The sequence below is a fragment of the Thermalbibacter longus genome (assembly GCF_023806485.1).
Taxonomy (GTDB): Bacteria; Chloroflexota; Chloroflexia; order Thermomicrobiales; family Thermomicrobiaceae; genus Thermalbibacter; species Thermalbibacter longus.
In genome coordinates, this window is the sequence record NZ_JAMSLR010000001.1 from 296,967 (window position 1) to 308,241 (window position 11,275).

Annotated in this window: 11 protein-coding genes and 1 riboswitch; of the genes, 3 read left to right on the top strand and 8 right to left on the bottom strand. The window is 66.3% G+C overall.

What is annotated here, in order from left to right; genetic code table 11:
• Nucleotides 1-28: 28 nt before the first annotated feature.
• The 6 genes from NET02_RS01340 to fmdA form a co-directional block, all read right to left on the bottom strand.
• The gene (locus tag NET02_RS01340) at nt 29-877 is read right to left on the bottom strand and encodes a 4Fe-4S dicluster domain-containing protein (RefSeq protein ID WP_284055569.1); all 849 of its coding nucleotides are present in this window, start codon (nt 875-877) and stop codon (nt 29-31) included.
• The gene (fdh, locus tag NET02_RS01345; RefSeq protein ID WP_284055570.1) at nt 874-4,119 is read right to left on the bottom strand and encodes a formate dehydrogenase; all 3,246 of its coding nucleotides are present in this window, start codon (nt 4,117-4,119) and stop codon (nt 874-876) included. Before fdh ends, NET02_RS01340 begins: the two co-directional genes overlap by 4 nt.
• Nucleotides 4,120-4,226: 107 nt before the next feature.
• Nucleotides 4,227-4,592 carry a DUF190 domain-containing protein gene (locus NET02_RS01350; RefSeq protein WP_284055571.1) on the bottom strand — a complete coding sequence of 122 codons (366 nt, stop codon included), beginning with the start codon at nt 4,590-4,592 and terminating at the stop codon, nt 4,227-4,229.
• Nucleotides 4,593-4,650: 58 nt separating this feature from the next.
• On the bottom strand, nt 4,651-5,046 hold the full coding sequence (crcB, locus tag NET02_RS01355; protein ID WP_284055572.1) for a fluoride efflux transporter CrcB: 396 nt from the start codon (nt 5,044-5,046) through the stop codon (nt 4,651-4,653).
• A gap of 209 nt (nt 5,047-5,255) precedes the next feature.
• Nucleotides 5,256-5,774 carry an AmiS/UreI family transporter gene (locus tag NET02_RS01360; protein ID WP_284055573.1) on the bottom strand — a complete coding sequence of 173 codons (519 nt, stop codon included), beginning with the start codon at nt 5,772-5,774 and terminating at the stop codon, nt 5,256-5,258.
• A gap of 80 nt (nt 5,775-5,854) precedes the next feature.
• Nucleotides 5,855-7,105, bottom strand: a complete 1,251-nt coding sequence (fmdA, locus tag NET02_RS01365; protein ID WP_284055574.1) for a formamidase — start codon at nt 7,103-7,105, stop codon at nt 5,855-5,857.
• Nucleotides 7,106-7,410: 305 nt separating this feature from the next.
• Between fmdA and NET02_RS01370 the strand changes: the two genes are divergently transcribed.
• Nucleotides 7,411-7,710, top strand: a complete 300-nt coding sequence (locus NET02_RS01370; RefSeq protein WP_284055575.1) for an FmdB family zinc ribbon protein — start codon at nt 7,411-7,413, stop codon at nt 7,708-7,710.
• Between the two features lie 12 nt (nt 7,711-7,722).
• Here the strand turns inward: NET02_RS01370 and NET02_RS01375 are convergent, their stop codons facing one another.
• Both NET02_RS01375 and NET02_RS01380 read right to left on the bottom strand, forming a co-directional pair.
• A complete protein-coding gene (locus NET02_RS01375; protein WP_284055576.1) occupies nt 7,723-8,148 on the bottom strand; it encodes a universal stress protein in 426 nt (141 codons plus the stop codon).
• Between the two features lies 1 nt (nt 8,149).
• Entirely contained in the window at nt 8,150-9,352 is a 1,203-nt protein-coding gene (locus tag NET02_RS01380) for a cation:proton antiporter (protein ID WP_284055577.1), read from the bottom strand.
• 75 nt (nt 9,353-9,427) lie between these two features.
• A riboswitch (Fluoride riboswitch) is annotated at nt 9,428-9,503 on the bottom strand.
• Between the two features lie 357 nt (nt 9,504-9,860).
• Between NET02_RS01380 and NET02_RS01385 the strand changes: the two genes are divergently transcribed.
• Nucleotides 9,861-10,475: a hypothetical protein gene (locus NET02_RS01385; protein WP_284055578.1), complete on the top strand. Its 615-nt coding sequence runs from the start codon at nt 9,861-9,863 to the stop codon at nt 10,473-10,475.
• Nucleotides 10,476-10,598: 123 nt separating this feature from the next.
• Nucleotides 10,599-11,273 carry a hypothetical protein gene (locus NET02_RS01390; protein ID WP_284055579.1) on the top strand — a complete coding sequence of 225 codons (675 nt, stop codon included), beginning with the start codon at nt 10,599-10,601 and terminating at the stop codon, nt 11,271-11,273.
• Nucleotides 11,274-11,275: the final 2 nt, after the last annotated feature.

Consider the following 11,275-nt stretch of genomic DNA (forward strand, 5'->3'; position numbering starts at 1 on the left):
GCTTGCTCCCTGTACCCCGATCTGTGCGTCACCGCCGCCGCAGCGAGAGCAGCGCGGCGAGCCCCAGCCCGAGCGCGGCCGCCGCCGTGCTCAGGAAGGCCGGCAGGACCTTGCGCTGCGGCAGCTCCGGCTGGGCTGGCAGGTTGTAGACCTCCGGCGGCGCGGTGAGGATGAAGAAGGCGTTCAGCCCCTCGATCCCGCCGGTGCCGCCGACCTCCCGGTCGCCGTAGATGTAGGCCTCGGTCACGCCCTGCGTGTGCAGATCGGCCACACGCCGCTTGGCGCGCTCCATGAGCTGCTCCACCGGGCCGAACTGGATGGAGTCGGTCGGGCAGGCCTTGGCGCACGCCGGCTCCAGGCCGTCCTTGAGGCGATCGTAGCAGAGCGTGCACTTGTGCGCTTTGCCGTCGGTGAGGCTGAGCGCCGGCACCCCGAAGGGGCAGGCTGGCACGCAGTAGCCGCAGCCGTTGCAGATATCTTGCTGGATGACGACGGTGTCGAACTCCGTCCGGATAATGGCTCCGGTGGGGCAGGCTTCCAGGCAGCCGGCGTAGACGCAGTGCTTGCAGACATCGCTCATCATCAGCCAGTTGCTCTGAAAGGCCTTGAGCCGGGTGGGCCGGCGTCCCTCGCGGTCGCTGACCCGTTCGATGAAGGCGACGTGTCGCCACGTGGTGGCCCCCAGGTCGCCGGTGTTGTCGTAGCTGTAGCCGGTGAACCCGAAGTCATCCATCGGGAGCTGGTTCCACTGCTTGCAGGCCACCTCGCAGGCCTTGCAGCCGATGCACAGCGTCGTGTCGGTCAGGAAGCCGAGCGCGCCTGGCCGGGCTCCTGTCGTGCCGGCGCGGCCGTTGCCCTGGGATTCCCTCGCGCTCATAGCGGTCGCTCCCCTTCCCGGGCGATCCGGCCCTTGCGCAGGTTGCAGGTGAACGACTTGGCCTCGTGGATCCGAGAGTTCGGATCCTCGATCAGCGCCGACAGGTTGTTGGCGATCCCGCCCTGCGCGTATCCCTTGTAGCCGAAGTGCCAGGGCATGCCGATCTGGTGCACCTTCCGGCCGTGGATAACGAGCGGCTGGATCCGATCGCTCACGAGCGCGCGGGCCTCCGCCTCGCCGCGCAGCGTCGAGACGACTACCCAGTCGCCGTTGGCGATCCCCAGTTCGGCGGCCAGCTCCGGGCTGATCTCGACGAACCCCTCGGGCTGCAGCTCGGCCAGCCAGGGTACCGTGCGGCTCATGCCGCCGGCGGTGTGGTGCTCGGTCAGTCGGTACGTCGTGATGACGTACGGGAACCGGGGGTCGCCGATCTCGTGGTAAGGATTGTCGGGCCGCTCGAAGAGCGGGGCGACCGGGCTGCGCGGCGTCTTCGGATAGAGGAGGTTGCCGACCGGCGACTCCCAGGGCTCGTAGTGCGTCGGGAGCGGGCCGTCGAGCAGCCCGGAGGGCACGAAGAGGCGGCCGCGCCCGTCGGGCAGCATGACGAACGGCTTATCCCCGGCATGGGCATCCAGCCCTCTGGCTCCCTCCGGCGGCCGGTAGTCGGGTGGCTTGTTGGCAGGGAAGTCCGGCACGTCGTAGCCTGTCCAGCGGCCCTGCTCGGCGTCCCACCAGATCCACCGCTTTCGCTCGCTCCAGGGCCGGCCCTGCGGGTCAGCCGAGGCGCGGTTGTAGAGGATGCGCACGTTGTTCGGCCAGGAGAAGCCCCAGTCGAGCGCGGCTTTGTCGTCGCCCTTGCGGTTGCGGGCCCGGTTGTAGCCCTTCTCGGGCATGATGCCCGAGTAGATCCAGCAGCCGCAGGCTGTGGAGCCGTCGTCAGCGAGCTCGCGGAAGCTCTTGACCGGCTTGCCGTCGGCCACGGTAAAGCCGTTGATCTCCTCGAGCACCGCCTCGAGGTCCGGCTCGTCGTAACGGCCCTTCGTGGGGTAGTCCCAGGTCAGTGCCCTGATCTGGCGGCCTTTGGGCGTATCGTCGTCCTGGTAAAGCTCCTTGAGCCGCTTGCCGAGGTGGTAGAGGAACCAGGGCTCGGAGCGACAGTCGCCGGGTGGCTCGACCGCCTTGTCGTGCCACTGGACGAGCCGCTGGGTGTTGGTGAAGGAGCCTTCCTTCTCGCCGGGCAGCGCGGCCGGGAGGAAGAAGACCTCGGTCTTGATCTGCTCCGGCCGCAGCTCGCCGCGGCGCACCTCCGGCGAGTCGTACCAGAATGCCGCGGTCTCGATCTCATACGCGTCGCGCACTACCAGCCAGTCGAGGTTGGCGAGCGCCTTGCGCACCAGCACGGCGTTCTGCCCGCCGACCGCCGGGTTCTGGCCTAGGCAGAACAGCCCCTTCATGACCCCGTCGGCCATCATCGGAATCATCGCCTCGAAGGAGTAGTCGCCCGAGATCTTGGGCAGGAGGTCGTAGGCGAAGTCGTTCTCCGGGGTGGCGGCATCGCCGTACCAGGCCTTCAGCAGGCTGACCATGAAGCGCGGCATGTTGAACCACATCCCGGTCGGGGATTGCTCCGCCGCCAGGTACTCGCGGAGCGAGCGATGCCCCGCCTGGGTGCTCGGCATCGGCAGGTAGCCGGGCAGCAGGTTGTAGAGCGTGGGGATGTCGGTGCTGCCCTGGATGGTTGCATGGCCGCGCAAAGCCAGGATGCCGCCGCCCGGTCGGCCGATATTGCCGAGCAGGAGCTGGAGCAGCGCGCAGCAACTGATGATCTGCGTGCCGATGGTGTGCTGCGTCCAGGCGACCGCGTAGCAGAAGGCGCTCGTGCGGTCGCGGCCGGAGTTCTGGAGGAGCGTCTCGGCCACCGTGATCAAGAGGTCGCGTGGCACCCCGGAGATCTGCTCTACCAGCTCCGGCGTGTAGCGAGCGAAGTGGCGCTTGACGATCTGGAAGACGCATCTCGGGTGCTGCAGAGTCATATCGACGAGCGGCGGGGCGTGCGGCACGACCTGCGCGCTGTAGGGCTCGGCGGTTTGCCCGTGATCCTGTTCGGCTTCCTCGGCCTGGTGGCTTAGGGCGGAGCCGTAGTTGCCGGTAACAGCTTGCCCTTCCTCGCCGGTCTGGCCGGTGGCGTGGCGCTCGGGCTCTGATCCGGCCTGGGGTTGCTGGCGCTGGGCTGAGGTTGCAGGCTGGCTCGCGAACTGCCAGCTATCGGTGTTATAGCGCCGTCGCCCCGGGTCGTAGCCGGAGAAGAGTCCCTCGAGCTCTTCCGTGTCCTTGAACTCCTCGCCCACGATGAGCGGCGCGTTGGTGTAGTGGGTGACGTACTCCTTGAAGAAGGGGTCGCTGTTCCAGCGCTCGCTGTTGAGCACGTAGTTGATGATCCCCCCGAGCACTGCCAGATCGGTCCCTGGCCGCAGCGGGACGTGGATGTCGGCCAGAGCCGAGGTGCGGGAGAATCGCGGGTCGACGTGGATGATGGTCGCTCCCCTGGTCTTGGCCTTGAGCACGAAGCGGAAGCCGACCGGGTGATTCTCGGCCATGTTGGAGCCCATGATCACGATGCAGTCGCTGTCAGCCAGGCTCTGCTGGGTCGTAGTCGCGCCGCCGCGACCGAGCCGAGCGCCCAGACCGGGCACCGTGCTGGAGTGTCATATCCGAGCCTGGTTCTCGACTGCCACGATGCCCAGCCCGGCCGTCCAGAGCTTCTTGATCAGGTAGTTCTCCTCGTTGTCGAGGGTCGCGCCGCCCAGGTGGCCGATGCCGAGCGTGCGGTTGACCGGCACCCCATGCTCGTCGGTTTCCTCGTAGGTAGCGTCGCGCGTCTGCTTGACGAGCTGGGCGATCCGCTCCATGACCCAGTCGAGCGAGCGCTCCTCCCAGTGGTCGCTGTAGGGAGCCCGGTATTTGACTCGTGTCTCGCGGAGCGGGCTCGTGAGCAGTCCGAAGGTCGCGGCGCCCTTGGGGCAGAGCGTGCCGCCGTTGATCGGGCTCTCGTAGTTGCCCTCGATGTCGATGATGCGCCCGTCTTTGGTGTAGATGAGCTGGGAGCAGCCTACCGCGCAGTACGGGCACACGCTCACCGCGACGTCGGCACCTCGTATCCGGGCGTGTGCCTGCCTGGTGGCTTCGCTCACCGGGTTGGGTACCCGGCCGGCGTGGGTCTTGAGAAGTTGCACCACGCGCATGTACGCCTCCCACGGCTATGGGTTCAATCCAGCTCGATCATAGCGCAGCGGGCAGGGCGACCGCAGCTTCGCCCGGCGCTGTCCGCCCTGCTGTTCCTGGATCTTGCTCAGCCAGTGGCTGGTGGGGGTGAGCCGGGCGAGCGTGTCCGGTAGAGTCGCACGTCTACCGGCATCAGAGTGAGCATCCCTTCTCGAACCATCTCTTCGAGCTGGGGCAAGATCGCCTCGATGCGCTCCGGCTGGTCGATGGCCTCGATCACGATCGGCAGGTCGGCAGCGATGTCCAGTAGATGAACGGCATGAATGCGATGGTGGGTGCCGTAGCCAGCTATCGCGCGGAACGCGGTTGCCCCGGCGATCCCGGAGTGCAAGAGGAACTCGAGCACCGCCATGTACAATGGCCGGTGATGCCACCGATCGGCTTCGCTGAGATAGATGCGTAGGCAGGTGGCACGGCCGTCACGCGTCTCCATCGGTCCTCTCGCCTTCAGGAATCCTCGACGCAGTATAGCACGCGCAGCAGGGGCCGGCTTACGGATGTCCTCGAAGCACCGCGGCCATGATCCGCACCAGTACCACGCCCAGCCATGCCGCTGCCAGGCCTGCGACGACCGAGCCAACCGTATTGAGCAAGAAGGGGAGAACGGCCTTGCTCTCCAGGAGCAGGAGGCTCTCGTACGAGAAGCTCGAGAAGGTTGTGAAGCCGCCGAGAAAGCCGACGGCGATGAGCAGCCGGGCTGCCGGTGAGAGATTGCCCGCCTCGAAGAGGCCGAGGATCACGCCGATCAGAAATGAGCCGGTGACGTTTATGATGAAGGTGCCGAGGGGGAAAGAGATGCCGACGTTTCGCTGGACAGAGGTCGAAGCCAGATAGCGCGCCACCGAGCCGGCAGCACCACCGATAGCCACCAAGAGCACGCCTGTCACGCCCACTCCTTCTCGCGCCTTCTGCGTCTCACCCGAAGCGGCGCACACGAAGAGGCTCCTGCCCGCGCTCCGGGCGGGAGCCATGCGCGGACTTTCGGGTCGAACCGCTGCCGGTCCTGCCCGAACCGGCAACCCTGGTTGCCGGGCGAAGGGTAGCGATTGGAACGGTTGACGTCAACGCGGTCGACCGATGGCGACTGCCAGGCCGGTTAGATCGCCAGATGGCCGCGCAGGATCAGGTAGCCCGGCAGCCAGGCGGTCAGGATGCCTTCGAGCAGGGTGACCGCGCCGACGAAGCTGGCGCTGAGCCGCCGTGGCACCAGGAGCAGGAAGTAGAAGAACCAGAGCACGGCCCAGGCTAACCAGTCGAGGCCTAGCCACCAGTCCCAGGCCTGCTGGGCGTTCATCAGGATTTCGACCCCGATCGGCACCGCGGTGATCGCTACGAACAGCGAGTACCATCCCAGACCTCGCCCATCGAGCTGAAAGATCCGGTTGATCGCCACCCACAGGTAGGTGAACGCGAACAGGAGCACCAGCGCGCCGAAGGCGATCTCTCCAGTGACCTCGGCGCCGGCACGGAACGCCGTGACGATGGCTGCCAGGAAGGCGATACCGCCAGCGAAGATGTTGATCACCGCAATCTCGCGGTCACCGATCCGGCCCATCAGCCAGAGGCCGTTGAGGGTGAGGACGGCGCCGACCCAGAGAAGCACGAGCCCGATCATGCCGGCCCCCTCTCACCGACGGGGCCAGGAGCCACGCCCCTGGCCCCGCGAGTAGACGACGAGCTGGAGCAGAGACGATTTCATCCAGCGCGAGCGAGCTGCCCGGTGGTGGGCGCTGTCGGCGGCTCTTCCGGCATGATGTTGCGCTGGAAGATCTCCGTCGGCAGGTAGATAGTGCAGCAGGCATTCGGGATATCCACGATGCCGCTGATCCGCCCCTCGACCGGAGCCGAGCCCAGTATGATGTACGCCTGCTCGCCGGTGTAACCGAACTTCTTCAGGTACTCGATCGCGTTCAGGCAGGCCCGGCGATAGGCGACGTGGGCATCCAGGTAGTACTGTTTCCCCGCCTCGTCGACCGAAATCCCCTCGAACACCAGGTACGTGGTGTAGCGAGGCTCGAGCGGGCTGGTGCGGAAGATCGGGTTGGTGATGCCGTACTTGGCGACCCCACCCTTGACCAGATCGACGTGCAAGTCGATCCAGCCAGCCATCTCGATGGCGCCACAGAAGCTGATCTCGCCGTCGCCTTGCGAGAAGTGCAGGTCGCCCATCGAGAGCTTGGCGCCTGGGACGTAGACCGGGAAGTAGCAACGCGAGCCGCGGGTCAGGTTCTTGATGTCGCAGTTACCACCGTGCTCGCGCGGTGGGATCGTCCGCGCGGCCTCCTTCGCCGCGCGCTCGAACTCGGGCCCCTTCAGGGTGCCGAGCACCGCGTTGGTCTCGAGCGGCGGGAGGGCCAGCGGGGGCACCCGGTTCGGGTTGGTCGAGATGAGCTCGGCCTCCCGCCGGTTCCATTCCGCCAGGAGCTCGGCGGAGGGCGCGCACCCGATCAGCCCCGGATGGGGGATGCCGACGTAACGGACATCGGGGATGTGGCGGGACTGCGCATACGTTGTCCCCTGAAGGTCCCAGATCGCCTTATGGGGATCGGGGTAGTGGTCGGTTAGAAAACCGCCGCCGTTGACCTTGGCGAAGATGCCAGTGTAGCCCCACTCGGTGGTGGGAGAGTTGTGGGGAGTCTTCGTCCCGTTGGGGAACGGTCCCAGGTCGAGAATGTCGACGATGAGAAGGTCGCCGGGTTCGGCACCTTCGACGGCGATGGGGCCACTCAAGACGTGGTTGCGGGTCAGGTCGACGTCCCGGACGTCGTTTGCGCTGTCGTCGTTGCGGATCTGCCCGTCAGTCCACTCCTGGCACTCGATCCGGAAGACCGCACCCGGTTTCACCGAGGCGACCGGCGGGATGTCGGGGTGCCAGCGGTTGTGACCAGGAACACTTTGCTCCGGCCAGGGTTTGGTGAGGTCGACCTCGAACAAGATGTCAGGCATGGTAATCCCTCCCGGAGAGTCATGAGACCGCGGTGACCGGCCACGAGAGATAGCAATACTCTCTCATAGCTCACCACCACCCTTCTGGAAGAGCTTAGATAGGGGCAGATTACGTTGTGGGAAGGCTTCTTCCGCGCTATACTCAGCGTAGTCGCCCATAAGCATGTTGTCAATAGTACGTACAGGCGTGAAGAGATGCACAATTCTGGTTTGCCGTGGTGGTCAATCACCGCTCTCGTCTCGCCTGATTTTGGCGCTGGTCTGGTGCGTACCAGCAGCCGGCTCCGGGTAGAAAGGAGGCCAGCATGCCGCTGTACGAGTTCTCCTGCCTGGCTCACGGCTCGTTCGAGCTCCGGCGCCCCTTCAGTCAAGCGACGGCACCGGCGCGCTGCCCGCAGTGCGGCGAACTCGCTCGCCGGGTTTTCACCAGCCCGAACGTCCCACGCACCCCGGCCTGGATCGTCGAGGGCTTGACCCGCGAGGAGCGTAGCCGCCACGAGCCTCGAGTCGCGACGCGCGAGGAGATCGGCCTGCCGGCCTACGACCCGGAGGCCAAGCCACAATACCACGTGGCGAAAGGCCGGCCCTGGATGATCTCCCATTGACGCGGGCTGTGCCTACCAGCGCACGACCATGACCGTGCACGGGGCGTGGCGAACGACTTTGTCCGCCGTCGTGCCGAGGAACGTGCCCCAGACTCCTGAATGCCCGCTGTGGCCGATGACCAGCAGGTCGAACTCCCCGGCACGCGCTGTGCTCACCAGCGTCTGGGCCGAGTGCCCGACTTTGACCAGCGTATGGAACGAGATCCCTTCCTGCGCCGCGACCTGGCGCGCCTCATCGTGCAGTTGGCGATAACGCTCTTCGAGCAGGGCGCGCTGCTCGTCCACCTCCGCCACGGCGGCAGTCCAGTGAGGGATCTCGATGACCGAGAGCGCCAAGACTTCCGCCGAGAACGGCGCCGCCAGCGCGAGCGCACGTCGCAGCGCCTCCCAGGAACCCTTGGAACCATCGAACCCCACCAGGATCTTGCGGAAGAGCATGCTAGTCCTCTCCTTCACTCAGTGACGACGACTCCATCGCCGGCAGGGTAGAAACGCTGGCCTGACCTGGCTCGCGCGCGCCGGCCGGAGCGGTTTCTGGCAGGAACCAGGTCTGCGCGATCAGCGTCGGGACAACGGCTGAGCCGATGACGGCGGTGACCAGCACGGTGTACTGCGACTGGTCGATGAGCCCGTTGGTGAGACCGAAGAGCGCCGAGATGGTTCCGAAGGTCAGGCCGGTGGACATCAGCAGCGTCGTGTACGTCCCGCTACGTCGCTCCATGGCGAAGGCCCGCGTCAGCGGCCAGACTCCGACCAACTTGGCGACCATCTTCACCAGCAGGAAGGCACCGATGAGCGCGGCTCTGGAGATGATGGCCGGGATCGAGACGAAGAGACCGGCCTTGATGAAGTAGAACGGCGTCAGCGCCCCGAAAGCGATCGTCCGCAGCCGGAGCATCAGTGCCCGGCTCTCCTGGAAGACGCCGGCCACGACCAGGCCGATCAGGTAGGACGGCAGCACCGCCTCGCTCCCGGCGCGCGTCGCCAGCCAGCCGAGCGCGAACAGCACGAGCAGCAGGAACTTCACCTCCGGCTCGGAGACCCGGCCTCCCCAGGTCTGGATGACCCAGCGCGTGAGCCGGGGAAGCGGCCAGAGCACCAGCGCGGTGACCGCGGCGAACACCACGAGCCAGCGGTCGAAGCCGGCGAAGATCAAGCCGAGCGCCAGCACCGTGCCCAGGTCGTTGATGAAGCAGGCGGCGAGGATCAGCTTCCCCAGCTCCGTCTGGTTCAGGCCGGTCTCGACCATCACCGCGTAGACGACGGCGACCGAGGTGGTGGAGAGCGCGATGCCGGCGATCCAGGCAGAGTCGGGCGCCCAGCCGGCGACGAAGCGCGCGAAGGCCGCCGCGCCGAGGAAGGGAAAGACGAAGCCGGCGATGCCGATCGCCAGGCTCGGCTTCAAGTGCCGGCGCAGTGATTCCGGATCGATCTCGGCGCCGGCTAGGAACGTCAGCACCACCGCGCCGATCCCGGCGAGGGCGTTGATCCACTCGCTCACCTCGAGGTGCAGGACGTTCCCGCCGAAGACGCCGACGGCGATCTCGACCAGCGCAACCGAGATCCCGAGTCGGATCGAGAACAGGCTCGCGACGAGCGCGAGCGCCATCCAAATCGCGGCCGTCCCCCAGACGTGCTCCATCTCTTCGCCTCCCACCGGCTCCGATGCGAATCCGCCGCTCGGCGACGGGCAGGAAAGCGAAGGCTCCTGCCCGCGCCGCGAGCAGGAGCCATCAGCCGTCCGGCAGTTCGAGTCGCTATCGACTCAGGCGGGCTCCATCGCCCTCAGGAGTACGAGTCGAGTGTACTGCTCAGTAAGGCGAGCGACAAGATGATCAAGGGAAAGATCTCCATTCGCTCCGCTGCCCGGCTCGATCTTCCGGCACGCTACAACTCTCCGATGTACGATGCAGTCTCGGTGTCACCGTTGGTCGATGCACTTGAGCACGGGCCATGACCGTCTAGGGCCGCGCTTAACTTCCGACTTTTCCCGGCACGCACAGATGCTTTCCGTCGTATAGTTTCTGGTGAGAGGTGCCGGGGTGGGACTGAGGGTAGAGTGTCGCTCTGGCATGGCGCCTCTCAGTTGACGCGCACATCGCTCGGGGACTGTCAATCCGCTGGCGGCTGTCGTTCGTAGGTAGCACGAGATGCTTCTGCCGCTCTTGCACGTCGACATCGCGAATAGTCCGGGGCTCGCTGCCAGCCCGCACGTGACGATTACCCTGCTCTTGACAATCGCCGGGAGCATCTATCTCGTGCTGCGTCGACCACAGGGTGCGCTCACCGCGGGCGTCGTCCCCGCGTCGTACCGGGCGGGTGCCGCGTGCGTCGAGAGCGCGGACCGAGGCCGTGCCATGCGGGTCTCATCCTTTACCTGCTCGAGTTGGCGGATGCTCGGGCGCAATGCCACGGGCGCCGGTCTGGTCCTCGCGCTCGCGCTCGTGCTCAGCCTGCTGTCGTTTCCGACCTCCTGTCGCTGTGGGGCCTCCCTGCCGCACGAACATGTCTTGTTCGATCTGCCCGGGCACTACCATCGCGGTCACCCGGCTGCCGGCACTGTGGGTACCACCGACGCCAATGACTACAACGGGCCGCTGCTGCGTGCCGCGGAGGGATCGGGGGCGATTGGCCAGCCGGCGACGGCCGTCGTTCAGCTCCTCTCGTATCCGCTGCTGCGGGTGCTTCAGGTGCCTCTCTTCTCCTCCGTCATCGCTCCGGACGGCCTGGTGCTCGTTCCCGATTCTCCACCTCCCCGCGTGTAGCCTCCGCATCGAACCCACTAATCGAACCTACTAGAGGTTCAGCCAATACCGGTGGCAGGGCGATAGCTTCGAGCTGGTTCCCTGTGACCGGCGGAGTAGAGACAAGCGAGCGAGGAGGCTACCATGAGCGCGAAACGAGCGTTGTCGTTCCCAACGCGCCTGGTCGTGGTGCTGGCGGTCGCGATTGCTGGTTTGATCGCGACCATCGGCTCTGCTAGCGCGCACGAGCACCGGCACGTCGGCGAGTACGAGATCGTCGTCGGCTTCCTGAACGAGCCGGCGATCGTCGAGGAACCGAACGGTCTCGAGCTACGCGTGATGAAAGGCGAGGGCGACGCGGCCCAGCCGGTCGAAGGGCTGGCCGACACGCTGCAAGCGGAAGTCATGTACGGCGACCAGGTGATGCCGCTCCAGCTCCGCCCAGCCTTCGGCGAGCCCGGCTCTTACAAGGCCGAGTTCATCCCGACTGCCGAGGGCGCTTATACCTTCCACATCTTCGGCACGATCGAGGGCACGCCGATCGATGAACGCTTTACGAGCGGGCCGGAGACGTTCTCAGAGGTGCAGTCGCGTGCCGATCTCAGCTTCCCACAGCGGGTATCGCCCGCCTCGGAGATCGAGCGCATGGCGGGCGAGGCGAACGATGCCGCCGCGACAGCGCGTCTGCTCGGCATCGCTGGGCTCGTGGTCGGGCTGCTGGGGCTGATCGCAGGCGGGAGCGGGCTCGTGCTGGCTCGCCGGGCGATGCGATCGACGTCGGAGACGGCGCGGGTGATGCCGCGCGAGGCCGAGAGCTAGCG